This is a genomic window from Sphingomonas crusticola (assembly GCF_003391115.1).
Taxonomy (GTDB): domain Bacteria; phylum Pseudomonadota; class Alphaproteobacteria; order Sphingomonadales; family Sphingomonadaceae; genus Sphingomonas_I; species Sphingomonas_I crusticola.
The window spans coordinates 1,586,029-1,606,780 of sequence record NZ_QTJP01000001.1; the positions used below are offsets into that span (position 1 = coordinate 1,586,029).

Genomic DNA, 20,752 nt, shown 5'->3' on the forward strand with positions numbered 1-20,752 from the left:
GTGGCAAAGCCGTCTGCGGTCGATTTATCAGCGCCCTCCCACGATCACCTCGTACAGCCGCCCGGCCATTGCCGCCGCCTGTTTCTCCGGGACGTTGGTGAACCCGACGAGCATGGTATCGGCCATTGCGGGTTGCCCGGTCAGTTGCGCCATCGGGAGTGCCCCCAAAAACCGCCCCTCGCCCCACGGAACGGCTGCCAACCGGCCCAGGCCTTCCTTGACCGGCAGCAGCAGATTGAGGCCGCCCGCGCCGGACATTAATTCGCTAGGCACCGCGAAGCGTGCGGCCAACGCCTCCACCAGCGCTGCGCGGCGGGACCGGTAGGCGTTGCGCATCCGTTTGATGTGGCGGCCGAAATGGCCCTGCGCCAGGAATTCGGCGACGACCGCTTGGTCGAGCATCGGGCGTCCTCCCTCCATATAGCGGGCGGCATTGCGGAAGCGGGCGAGCAAAGCCGGCGGCACGACCAGATAGCCGAGCCGCATGCCGGGGAACAAAGTCTTGCTGAACGTCCCTGCGTAGAGCACGCGGCCGTTGCAATCGAGGCTCTTGAGTGCCGGCAGCGGCCGCCCCTGATAACGAAACTCGCCGTCGAAATCGTCTTCCAACACCATGGCACCCGCCGTGTCGGCCCATTCCAGCAATTGCATCCGGCGGGCGAGCGACAGCGTCGCTCCCATGGGGAATTGATGCGCGGGGGCAACGACGCAAAGCAGGGCGTCCGAAGCGGCGGCGATTCCCGCGGCAACGTCGACGCCATCACCATCGACCGGCAGCGGGATCGGCCGGGCGCCGGCATGCTTCAAAGCGCTAACAATACGGGGGTAGCCCGGATCCTCGACCCACACACTGCCGCCACCAATGCCGAGTTCGTGCGCGACCAGCCCAAGCGTGCCCTGGAACCCCCCGGTGATGATGATTTCATCCGGGGTGCAGCGTATTCCGCGCGCGACGGCGAGGTAGGCCGCAACCGCCTCGCGCAGCTGCGGGCTGCCCTGGGCATCCGGATAGGCCATGCTCGCCGGACTCAGCGATTGGGCATGGCGGCGCACCAGTTGCGACCAAGCCTTGCGTGGGAACAGATCGAAGGATGGGACGCCGGGCGTCAGCGGCAAGAATGTCAGCGGGAGCGAAGGCGCCCGGTCGCTGCCGCCGCGGGCGGCCCGATGGGGTATAGGCTGGGAGGCGGGCTGGCCAATGTCAGGTGCGACCCGCGTGCCGGCACGGCCCGCAGTCTCGATATAACCCTCACCGGCCAGGATGGCATAGGCCATGTCCACGGTGCCGCGCGCGACTCCCATCTCCTGCGCCATCACCCTTGCCGAGGGGAGGCGAGCCCCGGGCGCCAATTGCCCATCGACGATCGAGCCGCGCACGCGATCGTAGATCTGGCGGTAGAGCGGACCGCACGGGGGAGGGGCCATGATGTTCATGGCCTAGTCGTTTACGCTCTTCCGGCAGCAAACGCTTAGCCAAAAAACAAAGATACCATCCCCCGAATCGTGTTCGGCGATCCTCGGCAGGCCGGCCAGTTATCGCTCATATGCTTTAGGAAGCGCGCCTTCCTGCGGGGTCAGGTAGCGATCGCGCAGGCGCGTTTGGCGGCTGGTCAGCGGCTGGGCGACACCATCGATCCACACCGCAACCGGTGCCGACGCCAATTCCAGCGGATCGCCATCCCATATCACAACGTCGGCGCGGCGGCCGGGCCGAAGCGAGCCAATTTCGCCATCCATGCCGATTACCGCTGCCGGTCCAGAGGTCACGGTGGCGAAAGCTGCGCCCCAATCGAGGCCGCTCATGCCCGGCACGCGCGCAATGCCGACGAGGTTGCCGGCATATTGGCGCAGGTTGCGCTGACCGCCCTCGGTGGAGACGTCGATCGTCGAGATGGCGACGGCGACGCCAGCCTTTTCAAGCCGGCCGACATTGGACTCGGTCGCGGCGGTCCGTTCGAACGCGCCGGGCAGATCGCCGAGCGCGGCTGCAATAACCGGCACGTGGGCGGCGGCGATCTTCGGCGCCACCAGCCAGCCTTCGCTTGCGCCAAGCAGCACCAGCTTGAGCGACGGATAGGCCAGCTTGAGCGACAACACCTGCAGGATGTCGCTCGCGCGCTCGACATGGACGACGAGCGGCATGCGCCCGTCGATCACCGGCACCAATGCCGCGGCATCGGTGCGCGTGATCAACGAATCCTTGCTGCGCCCCCAATCACCGCCGCGGGCGACTTCCCTGGCCTGGGCCAAAGCATCGTGGAGCATGACATAGGCTGCTGGCCGGCTGCCGACCTTGCCGGCACCATCCTCGCCCAGTTCTGCATATTGGAAGGCGCGGGCCTTCGTGACCGGCATGTCGTCGGCGCCGAGGTCGATCACCGCACCCTGGCCAGCAAAGATCGAATTGCCTGCCTCCGGCGAAACCAGCGCTCGGGTCACGCCCCAGGCGCGGTCGACCGCGATCGACTGATTGGTCGGATTGATCGCCGCGGACACGTCGATCGCGGCATTGAAAACCGATTTGCCGGCAGCGCCGTCATAGGTTTCATCGATACCTTCGCCGTCGACGATGCCCTCGCTTGTGAAACCCGCGACGATACCCGCCGCAACCCACTTGCCGCTCGCATCGATCACGGGCGCGCCGGCAGGCACCGCCACATTGGCGCCGGCCGCGACGACCCGCCCGTCACGGACCACTACCGTGCCGTTGGGGATAGGCTGCGAACCGTCACCGACCGCCACCGTGCCGCCGGTGATGGCGAAGGTGTCGGCGAAGACCGGGTTGGCAATAAGCGCCGTCGCGCAGAGCAGGAGGCGCTTCACTTCACGTCTCCTTCACCAGGCTGGCCGAGTTCGAAGTCGGATACCGGCCTGCGTTTGGGATCGTGCGCATCATAAAGCAGCGCCCCATCAATCCAGACCTTGTCAGGCCGTGTGTATACGCTGAGCGGATTGCCGTTCCACAGCACCACATCCGCCATTTTGCCGGGCTTCAAGCTCCCGGTGCGGTCGGAGATGCCGAGCGCCTTGGCCGGGTTGAAGCTCAGCCATTCCCATGCGATCTCGTCCGGAATGACGATCCCAGCGCGGCGGCCGGCAGCTTGTGCCTTGGCGACTTCCTGGTTGAGGCGCTGAATGCCATTTTCGTCGTCCGAGTGGATCATCGCGCAGGTGCCGGTCTTCTGCAGGATGGCGAGGTTTTCGGGAATGCCGTCATAGGCTTCCATCTTGAAGCCGTACCAATCCGCCCACACCACGCCGCACACGTCGTTCGCCTTGAGCAGGTCGGCGACTTTATAAGCCTCAACCGCATGGTGGAAGGCGGTCACGTGATAGCCGAACTCCTTGGCCATATCGATGACGTTGGCCATTTCATCGGCACGATAGCAGTGGTTGTGTACCAGGATCTTGCCATCGATTACGCCGGCAAGCGTGTCCATGCCGAGGTCGCGGCCGGGCGGATCGCCGCCATCCTTCTCATATTTGTCCCAGCGGCGCTTATATTCCACCGCCTGCTGCCAGGTCGCTCGATCGACCGCGATATTGCCCATGCGAGTGGAAGGCGCGCGACCCTTGCCGCCATAGACGCGCTTGGGATTCTCACCGCACGCCATCTTGAAGCCATAGGGAGCGCCGGGGAACTTCATGCCCTGAGTGGTGCGGGCATAGACATTCTTGAGCACGACGGAGCGGCCGCCCATCAGATTGCCCGATCCCGGCAATATCTGCAGCGTGGTGACACCACCATTGGCAAGCGCCCGGCTGAATCCCGGGTCTTGCGGCCAGACGCTATGTTCCGCCCAGACTTCCGGCGTTGTCGGATTGGTCATCTCGTTGCCGTCCGAGAGCGCCTTGACGCTGGGCGAAGCATAAACACCGAGATGGCTGTGCACGTCGATCACCCCCGGCGTGACCCACTTGCCCGTGCCGTCGATCACGGCCGCACCCGCCGGCGCTGCCACGCTCCTGCCGAGCGCAGCGATCTTGCCGTCGGCGAACAGGACCGATCCGCCGTCGATCCGCCCGCCCTCGCCATCATAGATGGTGACGTTCGTGATCAGGGTCGGAACGCCCGGATAGGCGCGATAGGTCGACGGGAACGGGTCGCCCGTCCACGGCTCTGCCACACGGTCCGATTTGGCGGACGCGGTGGACGAGCCGCTGCGTGGCCTGGCGCCCGGCTGGGTCGCGCAGCCCGCCAACAGGATGGCGGCAGCAAGAACTGCGAGCTTATTGGACACCGTGCATCCACTTCTTGATGATCGGAGAGATGGCGAGAAGGACGAGACCGATTAAGGCCGACACCCAACCGATCGTCCAGAACACGTTAGTATAGGTGTTGAGGCTGACCTGCAGGTTAGTCACCTGCCCGCCGACCGTTTCGACGCTCGCCACCTGTGCGACGATGCCGGCGACATATTGCGCGACCGAGATCGACAGGAACCACAGGCCCATCATCATGCCGACAATGCGCACGATCGACAGCTTGGTGACCATCGATAGACCGACCGGCGAGATGCAGAGTTCCGCGACCGAGTGGATCAGGTAAAGGCCTGCCAGCCACCAGATCGCGACCTTGAAGGTCGGCCCGGCCATCGATGCGCCCCACACGAGGAACAGGAATCCCGCGCCCACCAGGATCAGCGCCATCGCGAACTTGACCGGCACCGACGGCTCGCGGTTACGCCGCGCGAGTGCGTTCCAGATCAGGCTCATGATCGGCGCGCAGATGATGATGAACGCCGCGTTGAAGAATTGGGTCTGGCCAGCGTTTATTCGCAGGTCATGGCCAAGCAGCGTGACGATGTGCAGGTTTGTGTTGCGGTCGGCGAAGAGCGTCAGCGACGATCCCGCCTGTTCGAACAGCGTCCAAAACACGACGTTGAATACGATCATCACCATGGCGGCGAGCATCATCTGAAACTCGCGCCGGTCCCCCGCCTTGGCGGACCATATCAAGATGCCGGGCACGGCAATGATGAAGGTGCCGAACAGCAATTTGCCCATCAGCGAAAGTGACGCGATGTAGCCGAGGAGGCCCGATCCGGGCACCTGCGGCTCTGCATTCATCAGATTGACGTAGAGGAAGTAGAAGATCGGAACGACACACAGCGCTCCGATATAGATCGGAATGGCGCGGTTCGGCCCCGCCCGTACAGGCGGATCGCCATAGCCATTGAGCTTGCCGCCATCGAACTGGATCAGGCTCCAGGAGAAAGCCATGCCGATTGCGGCGAGGCCAAAGCCGGCCCACCAGCCGACCGTCTCCGCCAGCAGCGGACACAGCAGTTGGGAGAAGAAGGAGCCGAGGTTGATGCCCATGTAGAAGATGGTGAACCCGGTATCGCGTCGTCGGTCGCCGACCGCGTAAAGCTCACCCACCATCGTCGAGATGTTGGGCTTGAAGAAGCCGTTACCGACCGAGATCATGCTGAGCGCTGTGAGCAGGATCATGACATAGAATGGGTTGCGGTCTCCGCCAGCGACCAGCCCGTCCTTTGGCAAGGACCGCGCCACGGTGGCGCCGTCCATCAGCGCGATCGAGCCGTCGTCATTTCCCTTGATGCGTAAGAGCTTACCGTGATCGACGAGATATTGCGTCTCGGTGCCCGCGACATTCTCGATCTGGACGTCGTAACGCTGGCCCTCGATCGTCGCGAACGGCTTGGCGGCGGGGCCGCCGAAGCACAGCACGAAATAGCCGCACGACATTAGGATCGCGCCGAACTTCACCGCGCGTTTGAAACCGAGATATTGATCCGCGAGATAACCGCCGATCAGCGGCGTCAGGTAAACCAGCGCAGTATAACCGCCATATAGACCGGTCGCTTCACGGTCGCCGAACACGAAATGCTTGGTCAGATAGAGCGTCAGCAGCGCCCGCATGCCGTAAAAGCCGAAGCGTTCCCACATTTCGGTGGTGAACATTCGCGCGAGCTGGCGGGGGTGGCCAAACCAAGTCTTCTCGTCGGCAGGGTTGATATGGCTGATATCCGGCTCGGCAGGCGAGGCTTCGGTCGGGGTCTCCATGCGGACCTTTCAAATAGACGGGCGCTCGATGCGCGATTGCGGCGGAGACTAGCTGCGAAATTGCGCGTGGGAAGAAGATTGTTGCGCAGACTGGGCGCTGGTAGCGCAGACGGCATGCCCCAACTGTTCAACGACCTTTCTTCCCCCGCAGCACTGATGGCAACGCGCCGTTCGGGCAAGCCACGCGACATGGCCGCACCAGGGCCGACGCCTGAGCAGATGACGCGCATCCTCAATGCCGCTACCCGCGTGCCGGACCATGGCAAGCTTGCTCCCTGGCGCTTCGTGGTGGTGCCAGCCGATCGGCGCGAGGCGCTGGCAGCATTGCTCGAGCGCGCCTACCGAGCCGAACGGCCCGACCCCGGCAAGGTCGAACTTGAAGCGGTCCGGCAGTTCGCGATGCAGGCCCCAGCGTTGGTGGTGGCCTTGTCGGCCCCGGCCCACGCCAGTCATATTCCGATCTGGGAACAGGAATTGTCGGCGGGCGCTGCCTGCATGAACCTGCTGGTCGCGACGCATGCCGAAGGGCTGGTCGGCGGCTGGCTGACCGGATGGGCCGCCTATTCCGACATTGTCCGCGATGCCTTTGGCGTGCCCGGCGAGCGGATCGCGGGCTTTATCTTCATCGGTACGCCGACCCGCGAACTCGACGAACGGCCGCGCCCCGACCGGGAGAAGGTCATCTCGGAATGGCAGCCCTAAAGCCCCTGTCCATTCCCGGACAGAAATACGGCAGCGATCCTTGCTTATCCCTGCCGCACTGTGTTACCACAGCATAACGCAATGGCCACATCCGATCGCCCTGTATATCTTCGCCTCCGTGACGAAATCGTTGCGATGATCCTCGACGGGCGAATCCGCGAGGGCGACGCGCTGCCATCGGTCCGTGCCTTTGCCGCCGATCAGGGCGCCAACCCGCTGACCGTCGCCAAGGCCTATCAGTCCTTCCAGGAAGATGGCCTCGTCACCGTCCGCCGCGGTGTCGGTATGTTTGTTGATCAGGGTGCCACCCAGCGGCTGCGCGCCGCGGCGCGCTCCCAATTCCTCGACGAGGAATGGCCGGAGATCGTATCGCGTATCCGCCGGCTGGATATAGACCCTGCCGAATTGATCGACCGCGTCACCGCCTGATTTGGGCGATAGCCGCAGCTTTGCTAGGCGCGGCGGGGTGATGACCGCCCGCATCCTCCCCTTCGATGATATTGCGATCGCCGAAGCCGCACGCCTGATCGCCGCCGGCCAGCCCGTCGCCGTGCCGACCGAGACGGTCTACGGGCTCGCCGCCGATGCCACCCGCGGCGATGCGGTCGCGGCAATCTATGCCGCCAAGGGGCGGCCATCGTTCAATCCGCTGATCGTGCACGTGCTCGATCTCGCCACGGCCGAACGGCTCGCCGATATGCCCGAAGCCGCGCGACGCCTGGCCAGGGTATTCTGGCCAGGACCCTTGACCATCGTGGCACCTATCAAGCCCGGCGCGGGCATCGCCACGCTCACTACGGCAGGTCTGCCGACCATTGCGCTGCGTGTGCCGGCCCATCCGGCGATGCGCGCCTTACTGACGGCTACTGCGAGGCCGCTGGCGGCTCCATCGGCCAATGCCAGCGGGACCATCAGCCCCACACGCGCGCGGCACGTATTCGGCTCGCTCGGCGCTGCGATCCCGCTGATCGTCGACGCCGGCCCCGCGTCGGTCGGGCTCGAATCGACCATCGTCGCCATCGGCGCCGATGCGATCCGCATCCTCCGCCCGGGCCCGATCACCGCAGAACAGCTTGCGGAGGTGGCGGGCCTGCCGATCGACCAGGGTACATCCACCGCGATCGAAGCACCGGGCCAGCTGGCGCAGCATTATGCGCCATCCAAACCGCTCCGCCTGAACGCAGATGCAGCGCGCGACGGCGAATGGCTCATCGGCTTCGGCGCCATCGCTGGCGATGTTTCGCTGTCGCGATCCGGCGATACACGGGAGGCCGCCGTTCGCCTATTCGATCTGCTCCACCTGGCCGACGCGAACGAGGCCGCCACGATTGCGGTCGCGCCGATTCCCGATGTCGGCCTCGGCGTGGCGATCAACGACCGCTTGAGACGCGCCGCCGCCTGATCACGCTGGAATTTCGCAAGACCCATGGACCGCGCGGGGCGTTGGGGCGTAGCTGATGGCAGGTAGGATTTCGGAGCTGACACCATGGCGAAGAAGCGGGATGTTGCCCATTATGACGGGCCAGCGGGCGGGATCGGTTCGCTGACCGGCATCGCCAAAATCTACGGCAAGGAATGGAACAGCCCGTCGATCGCGGCGACGCTGTACCGGCAGAATAAGCCGGACGGCTTCGCCTGCGTTTCCTGCGCCTGGGGCAAGCCGGCCAAGCCGCACCCGTTCGAATTTTGCGAGAACGGCGCCAAGGCCACTTTGTGGGAGCTGACGCCACGCCGCTGCACGCCCGAATTCTTCGCTAACCACACGCTGACCGAATTGCGCTCATGGAAGGATTACGATCTCGAACAGCAAGGTCGCCTGACACACCCGCTGCGCTACGATCCCGCCAGCGATCGCTACGTGCCCTGCGCATGGGAAGAAGCGTTCGCTGCGATCGGGGCCGAGCTCAAGGCGCTCGATCCGAAAAGCACCGTCTTTTACGCCTCCGGCCGCGCCAGCCTGGAGACGTCCTACCTCTACGCTTTGTTCGCGCGACTCTACGGCCATAACAACCTGCCCGACAGCTCCAACATGTGCCACGAAACCACCTCGGTGGCGCTCAAGAAGCTGATCGGCGCGCCGGTCGGCACCTGCATCTTCGACGATTTCGACCATTGCGACGCCATGTTCTTCTTCGGCCAGAATACCGGCTCCAACAGCCCGCGCTTCCTCCATCCGCTGCAGGAGGCGGTGAAGCGCGGCTGCAAGATCGTGACCTTCAATCCGATCAAGGAGCCCGGGCTGATCAAGTTCATCAACCCCCAGGATCCCGTACAGATGGTGACGCAGCGCGCGACGCCGATCTCGTGCCAATATCATCAGGTCAAGGCGGGCGGCGACATTGCGGCGCTCGTGGGCCTCGCCAAGCACGTGCTCTCCGCTGACGACGCCAAATGGGCGGCGGAGAAGGTCCACGTCATCGACGTCGACTTTATCAAACAACATACGCACGGCTTCGACGAATTCGCCGAGCGCGTGCGGGCGACCTCGTGGGAGGAGATCGAGGCCGAATCCGGCTTGACCCGCGCCGCGCTGGAGGAAGCGGGACAGGTTTATGTCGAAGCTGAGAAGACGATCGGCATCTACGGCATGGGCCTGACCCAGCATGTCCACGGCTTCGACAATATCGCAATGTTCGTGAATCTCATGCTGATGAAGGGGAATATCGGCAAGCAGGGCACCGGCATCTCGCCCGTGCGCGGCCATTCCAACGTCCAGGGCCAGCGCACTGTCGGCATCACCGAGAAGCCGGAGCTGGTCCCAAACGAGCGCCTCAAGGCGCTGTTCGGCTTCGATCCGCCGATGGAGAAAGGCACCACGACCGTCGAAGTCTGCGAGGGTATGATCGACGGCTCGATTAAGGCGTTCATCGGCCTCGGCGGCAATTTCATTCGCGCGGTGCCTGAACAGGGCAAGATGGAAGCGGCCTGGCCCAAGCTGCGCCTGACCGTGCAGATCGCGACCAAGCTCAACCGCAATCACCTCGTCAACGGAGAGATTGCCTATCTGCTTCCCTGCCTCGGTCGCATCGAGCGCGACATGCAGGCCGGCGGCGAGCAGGTGGTGACGATCGAGGATTCCCTGTCGTGTATCCACGCCTCGCGTGGCAAGCATAAGCCGGCGAGCGAGCATCTCCGCTCGGAACTCGCGATCGTGTGCGGCATCGCCGCGGCGAGCCTGCCGCCCAACCCGAACGTGCATTGGCAGGAATGGGCCGGCGATTATGCCAAGGTCCGCCAGCTGATCGAGCAGACCTATCCCGAGATGTTCCACGATTTCGAGGAGCGGATGTGGCAGCCCGGCGGCTTCTACAAGGGCAACAGCGCGCGCGAGCGCGTATGGAAGACCGAGAGCGGCAAGGCCGAATTCACCACGCCGACGCACATGGCCGCGACCGGCGTGAAGGATGCGCCTGGCCGCTATCGCCTGATGACGCTGCGCTCGAACGACCAGTTCAACACCACGATCTATGGCTATGACGATCGCTTTCGCGGTGTCAGCGGGACGCGCCACGTCGTGCTGATCAACCCCAAGGATATGGACGCCGCCGGCCTCAAGCCCGGCCAGATCGTCAAGCTCGTGAGCGACGCGGAGGATGAGGAGGTGCGCGAGGTGGACGGACTGCGTGTCACCCCGTTCGACCTGCCCGATGGCTGCCTCGGCGGCTATTATCCGGAGATGAACCCGCTGGTCCCGCTGTGGTATCACGATCAGGAATCGAAGACGCCGGCCGGCAAGGCGGTGCCGGTGCGAATCGCGACCAGCTAGGCGCGAGACTGCATTACTGATCCAGGTTACAAAAGCGCAGCTCGTGCGTTGCATCTCCGCGCTTTCGGGAAAGGGCCGATCACGGCCGGACCGAGAGCGGGAAGAGGAGCATATTCATGAAGATCAAACTCGCAGCCTTTGGCGCGATAGCGACCATCCTGGCCGCCGGCCCCGTCAGCAGCGCCGACGTCGTCCGCCCCGAAGCGGGTGCCGGCTGGGTCTATGTCGGCACGACCCATGCCCAGCATATGAACGACCATGACACGATCATCGTTACCGGCCCGCACACCAATTTCCGCGCACTGCAGGTCCGCGTAACCGACGCGCCGCTTCACATGCAGCGGATGATAGTGACTTATGACAATGGCGAGCCGCAGGACATCCGGATCCGCTTCAACATCCCCAAGAATGGCGTCAGCCGTGCGATCGCGCTGCGCGGCGGCACGCGTTCGATCCGCCAGATCGATTTCTGGTACGATACCAAGGGGTGGCTGCGCGGCACCGCCAACGTGACCGTCTTCGGCCAGCATTGATCCATGCCGATGGGGCCAGCCCGGGACAATAACCGGGCTGGCCTTCGGCTTCAGTTAGTGAGCATGCGTCAGCCGCTTGGTGCGAAAACGCGCCAGTACTTGGCGCGCCGCCGCCCGGAAATCGGCGGCGTTGGGGCGGTGCCGGAACAGCTGATCCTTCACCGCCAGCCGCCGTTTCTTGAGATCGGTCAGGCGCAGGCTGTCGGGGATGCGTCGCTGCAGCTCGCGCCGGATCTCGCGATTGAGCATCCGGTGGGTGGCGATCAGGCGTTCGATAAGCGAGTTCATCATATCCTCCTTCGAAGTGACTTCGATCGAGGTCTCGATGGAGTGGGAGGGCATAAGCCGTCCGAACCTGCACCGAGCTTGCTCGATGCGGTCCGACATCACGGGGCTTGATAAGCCGCCGCCAGAGGGGCCCGGTCCGCACACCCAATTTAGCTCGCCAAACTGTCAGCCGGATGAATAGGAGGCGACTTTTGCCCGGGTCGTCGCCTTTGCAGCTCTGATGGTCGCGTGCCGCGGCGGCGCTGACAGTCTTTCCGACGGTCTTTCTCAATCCGTCGCGATCGGGTTGCAGCACGCCACCACGCCGCCTAGGCGAGTCGCCGATGCGTTTGGCGTCCTTCCTGCCTTTTTCGGATCTCGATCGGCCAGCCGCGCGGCGACGTGCCACGTCGCTGCTGCTGACCATCCTCGCGCATCTGCTGTTGCTGCTCCTGCTGATCAGGCTCGCGCCGCCGCACTTTGGCTTGCCCAAGGGCGATAGCCGGCTGACCACCTTCACGGTCGCTCCCGAGGCGCAGGAGGAATCCGCCCCGGCAAAGAGCGCGGCCAAGAGCCGGCAGGAAACCCGGCCCGTCACGCCCCCGCCGGCGGCGCCGCCTCCGCCGCCGATCAAGCTCCCCACCACAGCGGCACCCTGGGTGCTCACACCCGGTCTGGAAAAATTCGACGTGCGCCAAGTGCCGCAATCGCCGCGCAGCGAGCAATTGAGCGATGCAAGCGCGACCGACGCCTCAAGCGGGGATGGCGCCGGGCGCTCGGATCGGCCGGTCGCCTATGGCAGCGCGGGCCAGCCGCTCTACGAAGCGCAATGGTATCGCGAGCCGACCGACGCAGAACTCGGCTTCTATCTGAAATATACAAGGCCGGGCCCTGGCTTTGGCATGGTCGCCTGCCAGACGATCGCGCGCTATCATGTCGATAATTGCGAGGAGCTCGGCGAGACCCCCGGCTCCGGTTATGCCCGCGCGGTGCGCGAGGCTGCGTGGCAATTCCTGGTGCTTCCGCCACGGATTGGCGGGCGCATGATGGTCGGCAGCTGGGTTCGCATTCGCATCGACTATACCGAGCGCAAGGCGGCCTCGCATTGACGCGGTCGCAAGCACATTAGCGCAATTGGCTGTCTTTGCTGCCTCGCCGGTTGATCGCCGAGAAGACGGTCTTGCTGTCCCGCTGAGACTGGCATTTGACGCAGGTACGTACGCCCGGCAGCGCAACCCGGCGGCCTTGCGGAATGTCGTCGCCGCATTCGTCGCAATATTGTGCGCTTTCGCCCGCCGGGATGCGCGCGCGGGCGCTGATCACCGCGTCCAAAATCGTATCGTCGATCTGGTCCTGCACCGCACCATCGCGCGTCCAACCACCGGCCATGTGAGCTCCAATCTACGGCAACCTACTGCAGTAGATAGGAATTCCACCGGCTGGTTCCAATCACCGCGGGGCGCGGCTCAGGACTTGGGCTTGGTATAAGGTACGAACTGCCCCAGGCCGACGAAGCCGTGTTCGATACGCGAGCCCTGATCTACCAGACGGATCGTATCGATCCGGCAAAGCCGGTCGCTATACGTCTTACTGACCAGTATATCGTCCCGCCGCAGCGACTCCGCGCCGATCGCCGGACGATTCACATACAGGGTCCGGCCGTCTTCATAGACGATCGCCGTGCCATCATAGACCTGACTGGATTTGGCGCCGCGCAGGCTGATGCAGTCGACCGGTTTGCCCGGGATGCGCCCTTCCAGCGCCTTGGCGAGCTTGGCCTCGCCGCTTTCGGAAATCCGCGGCGCGGCGCCGGCGGGCAGCGCGACGCCGATAACCACCAGCGCCGGCAACAATTTCAAGAACTGGACCATGACATCATCTCCCAGAGGTGGCCGCGCTCTTACCGCACGCTGGCTGAACCGCTGTTGACCACTCCCGGGCAGCTCAATTCTGCGGGGCGGGCGGCCGCTTCAGCAGCGTACCCGCCCATTCGATCTCGCCCGCATCCGGCGCCGGCTGTTCGGGCGCGTCGCTGGCGATCTTGGGCGCGGGACCATCAAGGTTGAGCCCGGCAGCCTCGGGCTCGCTGCCCTGCACACCGCCGACATCCTCGGTCATTTCGTCGTCTGGTTCGTCCGCCATGATGTTTTCCTATCAGAGAGACGGAGAACGCACGGCCCGCCGGGCGGATGCATCAAGCCGGAGCCGCCGTCCTGATCACCGCCACGTAGCGAACAGGCCGATCGCGGCGGCGGCCATGACCGCGGTTGCCAGCCACCCGACCGCCCGCAGCACTGGCGGCAGCCGGAAATTGCCCATCACCGCCTTGTTGCTGGACATCAGCATCATCAGCACCATCACGGGGCACGCTACGACACCGTTAATAACGGCGCTCCAGAACAAGGCCTTGATCGGATCGATCGGGCTGAAATTGAGCAGCACGCCGAGCAGGGTCGCTACCGCGATGCAGCCGTAAAATGCCTTGGCGCGCCCAGGTTTGCGGGCAAGGCCGACATGCCAGCCGAACATCTCACCCAAAGCATAAGCGGACGATCCGGCAAGCACCGGCAGAGCGAGCAGGCCCGTGCCGATAATGCCCAATGCGAACACGAAGAAGGCGAAGCGCCCGGCAACCGGCCGCAGTGCCTCGGCCGCCTGCGCCGAAGTCTGGATGTCGGTGACGCCATGCGCGTTGAGCGTTGCCGCCGTGGTCAGGATAATGAACAATGCGACAAGGTTGGACAGGCCCATTCCGACATAGGTATCGACGCGGATCCGCCCGAACTCAGCGCGTGCCTGCTCGGGCGCGCGCTCCAGCGGTTTGGCCGCAGGCCGCTCGCGTATCTCCTCGACCTCCTCCTCCGCCTGCCAGAAGAACAGATATGGGCTGATCGTGGTGCCGAGGATCGCCACGACCGCCGTCGAATAGGCGCCCGAGCGGGTAATCTGCGGAACGACGAGATTATAGCCGACCGTCGCCCAGGGAATGTGCACGACCAGTGCGACTGCGACATAGGCGAACAGCGACACGGTCAGCCATTTCAAGACCGATACGTAGCGCGAATAGCGCGAGAAGACTTCCAGCAAGACGGTAATCAGGCCGAAGCCGGCGACATACAGCAAGGCCGGGCCGCCGATCAGCAGCTTGAGCCCCGCCCCCATCGCGCCGAGGTCCGCACCGAGGTTGATGACGTTGGCCACCACCACCAGCAGCACGATCGCGTAGCCAATTCCCGCCGGATAATGATGCTTCAGGTTGCCGGCAATACCACGCCCCGTGACGCGCCCGATCCGCGCACTGATCTCTTGGATCGCGCACATCAGCGGCCAGCTGAACAGCATCACCCAGCTCAGGCGATAGCCGAATTGCGCGCCTACCTGGGAATAGGTGGCGATGCCGCTGGGATCGTCGTCCGAAGCCCCCGTGATCAGGCCAGGGCCGAGCACCTTCAGAAGCTTCGGCCGCTCGGGCTGTTTCACATCCTCGTGCGGATTGGGTGCTGCCGGTTCCATGCCTGGTCATCCGGCGGCGAAACGAATTTGTCCACCGCCGATTGCGGCGACGGCGACAACCCGGTCACACCTCTCTGTCGGACGGCAGGCCGATCGGCAGGATTGCAGAGCCGGCTCAGCCGACCTTCGCGCGATCCTGTTGCCGCCAGGCGATCACGCCGACGATCGCCAGCACCGCCCCCAGCCCGATCAGGAACATGCCCAGACCGCCGCGGCCCACTTCGCTGTTGTTGGCGGCACTAATCGTACGCGCCGCTTCATTGGCATCGGTGGCGGTCATGCCGGTGGCGAACGCCTTTTCCTTACAATGCGCGATCATCTCCGCGCCTTGATCCTGCATCCGCGCCTCGCACCGCGCCACGATTGCGGGATCCGCTTCGGCCGATACGCTTCCCATCGTCAGGACGCCGCCGACGGCCAGTAACAGTAGGCCGATGACCAGTAACAGAAGCGGGCTTTTCTTCATTATTTCCTCCGCGGGCGTCAATTCCGACCTCCTAACGTCGGAAGCGCGGAAAGTGCCCCTCCCGTTCTGATCGCCGCCTTTCTCTGTTAGCGGGCGAGCCATGATATAGCCCTCCTATGATCGTTCGCTTGCTCGCTCTCACCCTCCTCGCCGTAACGGCAACGCCCGCGTCGGCCGCGGTCGGCGACCCCACCGCCGCCGCGCTCGACCGCTGCCTCGACGATCCCGGCAACGCCTCCACGGCGGCGCAGACCGATTGCGAGGGCCGGGCGGCCCACGATTATGATCGCCGCCTTAATGCCGCCTATCGCGCCCTGCTGAAGGGACTTCCCGCGCCGGCGGCGCAGCGCCTGCGGGTGGCGCAACGCGCCTGGCTGGCATTCCGCTCGGCCGACGCCCAGGCCCGCTCGACCCTCTATCAAAGCCGGCAGGGCACGATGTACGTACCGATGCAGGCGCATGGCGACGCCGCCGTAGTGCGCGATCGGGCACTTCAGCTCGAAGCCTATTTGCGGGCGTTGCGCATCGAAGGGTGACGCGGCCCATGCTTCCCGAACCAGCCTGTCGCACTATAGCGCTTGGTCGATGAAGACCCTGCTCGATCCCACCAACGCCCTTGCCCGCGGGCTCGCCGCAATCCGCACGCAATATAAAGTACCGCCGGTCTTCCCCGACGCGGTTGTGGCCGCTGCCAACGCGGCGGCTGAGCGCACGCCCACCCAGCATGTCGATCGCACCAACATGCCGTTCGTCACGCTCGATCCTGCCAGCTCCACCGACCTCGATCAGGCATTCTCGATCGAGCGCAGCGGCGAGGATCTGCTCCTCCATTACGCGATCGCGGATGTCGCCTGGTTCGTCGACGATGGCGGCATCATCGATGCAGAGGCCTGGACTCGCGGTACCACGATCTATCTGCCCGACGGCAAGGCACCGCTTTATCCGCCGGTGCTGAGCCAAGGGGCAGCCAGCCTGTTACCGGACGGGCCGCGCCCTGCGGTGATTTTCACCGTGCGGGTTGCAGACGATGGCGGCGTCCGCCTCGACGGCGCTGAGCACGCGATCGTCCGCAGTCGGGCCAAGCTGGCTTATGACAGCGTCCAGGACGCCGATCTGCCCCCGGACTTCTCCGCTTTGTCGGACCGCATTCAGGGCGCGGAGGATCGCCGGGGCGCGTCGCGCGTCGACCCGCCCGAGCAGGAGGTATCTGCCGCCGGCGATAGCGACTTCCAATTGCTGTTCCGTCCACGCTTGCAATCGGAAGATCGCAACGCAGCTTTGTCTCTGGCGACCAACCTCGCCATCGCCGACGCGCTCGAGGCGCATCATACCGGTCTGTTCCGCGTGATGGCCGCGCCCGACGAGCGCGCGGTGCGCCGGCTGCGCTACACGGCGCGCGCCTTCGGCCTGGTATGGCCGGCCGAGGAATCGCTAGACCAGTATCAGCGTACGCTCAATGGCGCCGATCCGAAGCAAGGCGCCTTCATGCTGGCGATCCGGCGCGCCGGGCTGGGCGCCTCCTACGCGCCCTATCGCGACGGCGTGTTACCCTGGCACGCGGCCATGGCTGCGACTTATGCCCATGCCACCGCGCCGCTGCGCCGTCTCGCCGATCGCTATGTGGTGCAGGCCGCGCTCGCCATCGCTAACGGCCAGCCCGTGCCCGATGTCGTGGCGCAGGCCTTCCCGAAACTTCCGCCGGTGATGGCACGCGCCGATGCGCTCGGTGGGCAGATCGACCGGGCGGTGATCGACCTTGCCGAAGCGGTGATGTTGCGCAATTGCATCGGCAAGTCGTTCGCTGCCATCGTCACCGATGTCGACGATCGTGGCGCGCGTATCCAGTTGCGTGACGAACCCGTGGTTGCGCGGGTCGATGCCCACGGCGTCGAGCCTGGCAATGCAATCGGCGTGCGGCTCACTTCCGCCGATCCCGATAAACGCACGATCAGCTTCGAACGGGTGGGCTGAACGCACCTGCTGCAACAGCAAGTCTTGCATTCGCGCCGACTTCCCGCTCTCTGCCGCATCACAGGCGCATGCGCGGCAGCGCTCGGCAGGGGCAGGAGAGACATGCCGGTTAGATTGGTCCGCCCTCCCCGCTTCGGCGACGCACGGGGCTGGTTTTCGGAAACCTACAGCCAGGCGCGTTATACCGCGCTCGGCATCGATAGCGCGTTCGTGCAGGATAATCATTCGATGTCGCGCGACGTAGGCGTGCTACGCGGCCTCCATTGGCAGGCACCGCCTTACGCGCAGGACAAGTTGGTGCGTTGCGTGCGGGGCGCGATTTGGGATGTGGCGGTCGATACTCGCCGCGGCTCGCCAACCTTCGGACAGTGGGTCGCAGCCGAATTGAGCGCCGACAACGGCCATCAATTGTTCGTGCCGGCTGGCTTCGCGCACGGCTTTGTCACGCTCGCACCCGGAACCGAGGTCGAATATAAGGTAAGCGCACCGTATGCACCTGACAGCGAGGGCGGCGTGCGCTGGGACGATCCCGGCCTCGCCTTGCCCTGGCCACTGCCGGCGGGCGGCCCGATCCTGTCTCCCAAGGATGAGACATTGCCCGATCTGTCCGAAGCCATCAGCCCGTTCGACTATGACGGCCGCCCGCTCGAGCCGATCGACGCATGACCGTACCCAACCCGTTGCGTATCCTCGTCACAGGCGGCGCCGGCTTCATCGGCTCGGCGCTGGTGCGCCATCTCGTGCGCGATACGCCCCATTCGGTGCTCAACCTCGACAAGCTTACCTATGCCGGCAACCTTGCCAGCCTTGAGCCGATCGCCAACAGCCCGCGGTACCGTTTCGTCCAGGCGGATATTTGCGATGCCGCTGCAGTGGCCGCCGCGATTGCCGGTTTCCGCCCGCAGGTGATCACGCACCTCGCCGCCGAAAGCCATGTCGATCGCTCGATCGACGGCCCGGCCGACTTCATCCAGACCAATATCGTCGGCACCTTCAATATGCTGTCGGCGGCGCTGGAATATTGGCGTGGACTCGATGCGGAGGCCAAAGCGGCATTCCGCTTCCACCATATCTCGACCGACGAGGTCTTCGGCTCATTGCCCGATGGCGGCTTCTTCACCGAAGAGACGCCCTACGATCCGCATTCGCCATATTCGGCGTCGAAGGCGTCGTCCGATCACCTCGTCCGCGCGTGGCACGACACCTACGGCCTGCCGGTGTTGATCACCAATTGCTCGAACAATTACGGGCCTTATCATTTTCCCGAGAAGCTGATCCCGTTGATGATCGTCAAGGCGTTGGCGGGCGAGAAATTGCCGGTCTACGGCGCCGGGCTCAACGTGCGCGACTGGCTGTTCGTGGAGGATCATGCGCGCGCGCTGACTCGCGTGTTTGAGGCCGGCACTCCGGGCGAAAGCTATATTATCGGCGGCCGCTCGGAGCGTACCAACATTGCCGTTGTGACGCGCATTTGCGAAACGCTCGACCGCCTGCGCTCGCGTACCGACGGCCAATCCTACACCTCCCAGATCGACCATGTTGCCGACCGCCCCGGCCATGACCAGCGCTATGCGATCGACCCCGCCAAGATCGAGCGCGAACTCGGCTGGAGTGCGCAGGAGAGCTTCGACAGCGGGATCGAACGCACCATCCTTTGGTATCTCGCCAATGAGAGCTGGTGGCGTCCGCTGGTCGAGAAAAAGGGCGCGGTCGACCGCGTCGGGCTCAACGCCTGATGGGACCGATCCTCGTCACCGGCGGCTCAGGCCAGGTCGGCAGCGCGCTGCTGCGGCTGGCGCCGTCGGATATGGAAATGGTCGCACCAGGCCGTGCCGAACTCGATCTGGCGGATCACGCCGCGCTCACCGCCCTCGTGCAATCGCGGCCGTGGGCGGCGGTGGTCAATAGCGCCGCTTACACCGCCGTCGACCGCGCCGAGCATGACGTCGTCGCCGCCTGGCAAACCAATGCGCTCGCTCCTGCCGCGCTCGCCGCCGCGACCGCTGCGGCTGGCATCCCGATCATCCAGCTCTCGACCGATTACGTATTCGACGGCTCTGCGCCCGGTTTCTACGAGGAACAGGACCCCGTCGCGCCACTCGGCGTCTATGGCGCGTCAAAGGAAGGCGGCGAACAGGCGGTCCGCACCGCCAATCCGCGCCACATCATCCTGCGCACCGCCTGGGTCGTCAGCGCCACCGGCAGCAATTTCGTCAAGACGATGCTCCGCCTCGGCGCCGAACGCCCCGAATTGCGCGTCGTCGCCGATCAAGATGGTTGCCCGACCTCAGCGGATGATATCGCGCGCACGATTTCTAGCATTCTAGGGCAGCTGCAGAGCGGTCCTTACGGCACCTATCATTTCGTCAACGCTGGCGAAGCCAACTGGCACCAATTGGCCGAAGCCGTGTTTGCCCGCGCCGCGCGCCATGGCCGCGCCACGCCCTCGATCCTGCCGATCGCGACCAGCGATTACCCCACGCCCGCGGCGCGGCCCGCCAATTCGCGGCTCGCGACGGCGAAGATTGCGCGCGACTTTGGCATTAGACCGCGGCCATGGCAGGTGGCAGTCGACGAGATCGTCGACGCGCTGGTGAGGGAAGCGGAAGAATGAAGGGCATCATCCTCGCCGGGGGCACGGGCAGCCGGCTCCATCCGGCGACGCTCGCGATCAACAAGCAATTGCTCCCGATCTACGACAAGCCGATGATCTATTATCCGATGTCGGTGCTGATGCTGGCCGGCTTGCGCGAAGTGCTGATCATCTCCGCGCCGGAATATCTGGAGAATTACCAGCGGCTGTTCGAGGATGGCAGCCAGTTCGGCATCTCGATCAGCTACGCGATCCAGCCCAAGCCCGAGGGCCTGGCCCAGGCCTTTCTCATCGCCGAGCAATTCCTTGCCGGCGGGCCCGGCGCACTGGTGCTAGGGGATAATATCTTCTTCGGCGCCGATCTTGGTCCGCGCATGCGGCGGGTGCGCGAGCGCACGCACGGCGCCACCATCTTCTCCTATAGGGTCGATCACCCGGAGGCCTATGGTGTGGTCGAACTCGACGGCGATGGACGCGCCGTTTCGATCGAAGAAAAGCCGACGGTACCCAAGTCGCATTATGCCGTGACGGGGCTCTATTTCTACGACGCGCGGGTGTGCGAATTCGCGCATCAGGTCCGCCCGTCCGCGCGCGGCGAGCTCGAGATTACCGACCTCAATCGCATGTATATGGAGCGCGGCGAACTGTTCGTGGAGCAATTGTCGCGCGGCCATGCCTGGCTCGACACCGGCACGCATGACAGTCTGCTCGAAGCCTCCGAATTCGTGCGTACCGTCCAGCACCGCCAGGGCATGCAGATCGCCTGCCTCGAAGAAATCGCGTTCGACTGCGGCTTCATCGACGCGGCCCAGCTGCGGCGCCGCGGCGAAGTTTTCGCCAAGACCGGCTATGGCCGCTATCTGCTGCAATTGGCCGACGAACATGGCTGACGCGGCAGATCTGCCGGCGCG

Annotated in this window: 22 protein-coding genes; 12 read left to right on the forward strand and 10 right to left on the reverse strand. The window is 64.6% G+C overall.

All coding sequences use genetic code 11. The features are described from left to right. Positions 1-27: 27 nt before the first annotated feature. The 4 genes from pdxR to DX905_RS07530 all read right to left on the reverse strand — a co-directional run bounded on the left by pdxR (position 28) and on the right by DX905_RS07530 (position 6,030). The gene (pdxR, locus tag DX905_RS07515; RefSeq protein ID WP_162875519.1) at positions 28-1,425 is read right to left on the reverse strand and encodes a MocR-like pyridoxine biosynthesis transcription factor PdxR; all 1,398 of its coding nucleotides are present in this window, start codon (positions 1,423-1,425) and stop codon (positions 28-30) included. A 108-nt stretch (positions 1,426-1,533) separates the two neighbouring features. After that, positions 1,534-2,823 (reverse strand): amidohydrolase family protein, encoded by a 1,290-nt coding sequence (locus DX905_RS07520; protein WP_116090801.1) that lies wholly within the window; start codon positions 2,821-2,823, stop codon positions 1,534-1,536. Further along, positions 2,820-4,241: an amidohydrolase gene (locus DX905_RS07525; protein ID WP_116090802.1), complete on the reverse strand. Its 1,422-nt coding sequence runs from the start codon at positions 4,239-4,241 to the stop codon at positions 2,820-2,822. Before DX905_RS07525 ends, DX905_RS07520 begins: the two co-directional genes overlap by 4 nt. Next, on the reverse strand, positions 4,231-6,030 hold the full coding sequence (locus DX905_RS07530; RefSeq protein ID WP_116090803.1) for a peptide MFS transporter: 1,800 nt from the start codon (positions 6,028-6,030) through the stop codon (positions 4,231-4,233). Before DX905_RS07530 ends, DX905_RS07525 begins: the two co-directional genes overlap by 11 nt. A 123-nt stretch (positions 6,031-6,153) precedes the next feature. Between DX905_RS07530 and DX905_RS07535 the strand changes: the two genes are divergently transcribed. From DX905_RS07535 to DX905_RS07555, 5 genes are all read left to right on the forward strand, one after another. Then, positions 6,154-6,732 carry a nitroreductase family protein gene (locus DX905_RS07535; protein ID WP_116092402.1) on the forward strand — a complete coding sequence of 193 codons (579 nt, stop codon included), beginning with the start codon at positions 6,154-6,156 and terminating at the stop codon, positions 6,730-6,732. An 81-nt stretch (positions 6,733-6,813) separates the two neighbouring features. After that, positions 6,814-7,161, forward strand: a complete 348-nt coding sequence (locus DX905_RS07540; protein ID WP_116090804.1) for a GntR family transcriptional regulator — start codon at positions 6,814-6,816, stop codon at positions 7,159-7,161. Between the two features lie 40 nt (positions 7,162-7,201). Then, the gene (locus DX905_RS07545) at positions 7,202-8,134 is read left to right on the forward strand and encodes an L-threonylcarbamoyladenylate synthase (RefSeq protein WP_116090805.1); all 933 of its coding nucleotides are present in this window, start codon (positions 7,202-7,204) and stop codon (positions 8,132-8,134) included. Positions 8,135-8,218: 84 nt separating this feature from the next. After that, positions 8,219-10,498: an FdhF/YdeP family oxidoreductase gene (locus DX905_RS07550; protein ID WP_116090806.1), complete on the forward strand. Its 2,280-nt coding sequence runs from the start codon at positions 8,219-8,221 to the stop codon at positions 10,496-10,498. Positions 10,499-10,614: 116 nt separating this feature from the next. After that, positions 10,615-11,031: a DUF2541 family protein gene (locus DX905_RS07555; protein ID WP_116090807.1), complete on the forward strand. Its 417-nt coding sequence runs from the start codon at positions 10,615-10,617 to the stop codon at positions 11,029-11,031. A gap of 54 nt (positions 11,032-11,085) precedes the next feature. On the opposite strand, the gene DX905_RS07560 is transcribed toward DX905_RS07555, so the two are convergent. Continuing rightward, positions 11,086-11,319: an HP1242/YdcH family protein gene (locus DX905_RS07560; RefSeq protein ID WP_116092403.1), complete on the reverse strand. Its 234-nt coding sequence runs from the start codon at positions 11,317-11,319 to the stop codon at positions 11,086-11,088. Positions 11,320-11,642: 323 nt separating this feature from the next. On the opposite strand from DX905_RS07560, the gene DX905_RS07565 reads away from it, so the two are divergent. Beyond that, positions 11,643-12,407, forward strand: coding sequence for a hypothetical protein (locus DX905_RS07565; protein ID WP_116090808.1), 765 nt, complete (start codon positions 11,643-11,645; stop codon positions 12,405-12,407). A 16-nt stretch (positions 12,408-12,423) separates the two neighbouring features. Here DX905_RS07565 and DX905_RS07570 read toward each other — a convergent pair whose 3' ends face one another. The 5 genes from DX905_RS07570 to DX905_RS07590 all read right to left on the reverse strand — a co-directional run bounded on the left by DX905_RS07570 (position 12,424) and on the right by DX905_RS07590 (position 15,277). Beyond that, complete coding sequence (locus DX905_RS07570) at positions 12,424-12,687, reverse strand: DksA/TraR family C4-type zinc finger protein (RefSeq protein ID WP_116090809.1); 264 nt, start codon at positions 12,685-12,687, stop codon at positions 12,424-12,426. A 77-nt stretch (positions 12,688-12,764) separates the two neighbouring features. Next, positions 12,765-13,169: a hypothetical protein gene (locus DX905_RS07575; protein WP_116090810.1), complete on the reverse strand. Its 405-nt coding sequence runs from the start codon at positions 13,167-13,169 to the stop codon at positions 12,765-12,767. A 73-nt stretch (positions 13,170-13,242) separates the two neighbouring features. Beyond that, positions 13,243-13,440 (reverse strand): hypothetical protein, encoded by a 198-nt coding sequence (locus DX905_RS07580; protein WP_116090811.1) that lies wholly within the window; start codon positions 13,438-13,440, stop codon positions 13,243-13,245. 75 nt (positions 13,441-13,515) lie between these two features. After that, positions 13,516-14,811 carry an NRAMP family divalent metal transporter gene (locus tag DX905_RS07585; RefSeq protein ID WP_116090812.1) on the reverse strand — a complete coding sequence of 432 codons (1,296 nt, stop codon included), beginning with the start codon at positions 14,809-14,811 and terminating at the stop codon, positions 13,516-13,518. Between the two features lie 115 nt (positions 14,812-14,926). Next, positions 14,927-15,277, reverse strand: coding sequence for a hypothetical protein (locus DX905_RS07590; protein WP_116090813.1), 351 nt, complete (start codon positions 15,275-15,277; stop codon positions 14,927-14,929). Between the two features lie 116 nt (positions 15,278-15,393). Here DX905_RS07590 and DX905_RS07595 point away from each other — a divergent pair, with 116 nt between their 5' ends. From DX905_RS07595 to rfbA, 6 genes are all read left to right on the forward strand, one after another. Continuing rightward, complete coding sequence (locus DX905_RS07595; protein ID WP_116090814.1) at positions 15,394-15,813, forward strand: lysozyme inhibitor LprI family protein; 420 nt, start codon at positions 15,394-15,396, stop codon at positions 15,811-15,813. A 49-nt stretch (positions 15,814-15,862) separates the two neighbouring features. Then, complete coding sequence (locus DX905_RS07600; RefSeq protein ID WP_116090815.1) at positions 15,863-17,248, forward strand: RNB domain-containing ribonuclease; 1,386 nt, start codon at positions 15,863-15,865, stop codon at positions 17,246-17,248. 102 nt (positions 17,249-17,350) lie between these two features. After that, on the forward strand, positions 17,351-17,914 hold the full coding sequence (rfbC, locus tag DX905_RS07605) for a dTDP-4-dehydrorhamnose 3,5-epimerase (RefSeq protein ID WP_116090816.1): 564 nt from the start codon (positions 17,351-17,353) through the stop codon (positions 17,912-17,914). Between the two features lie 14 nt (positions 17,915-17,928). Further along, entirely contained in the window at positions 17,929-18,984 is a 1,056-nt protein-coding gene (gene rfbB, locus DX905_RS07610) for a dTDP-glucose 4,6-dehydratase (protein ID WP_116092404.1), read from the forward strand. Then, positions 18,984-19,862 carry a dTDP-4-dehydrorhamnose reductase gene (gene rfbD, locus DX905_RS07615; protein WP_116090817.1) on the forward strand — a complete coding sequence of 293 codons (879 nt, stop codon included), beginning with the start codon at positions 18,984-18,986 and terminating at the stop codon, positions 19,860-19,862. The genes rfbB and rfbD overlap by 1 nt, the downstream gene beginning before the upstream one ends. After that, the gene (gene rfbA / locus DX905_RS07620; RefSeq protein WP_116090818.1) at positions 19,859-20,731 is read left to right on the forward strand and encodes a glucose-1-phosphate thymidylyltransferase RfbA; all 873 of its coding nucleotides are present in this window, start codon (positions 19,859-19,861) and stop codon (positions 20,729-20,731) included. The genes rfbD and rfbA overlap by 4 nt, the downstream gene beginning before the upstream one ends. Positions 20,732-20,752 lie beyond the last annotated feature (21 nt).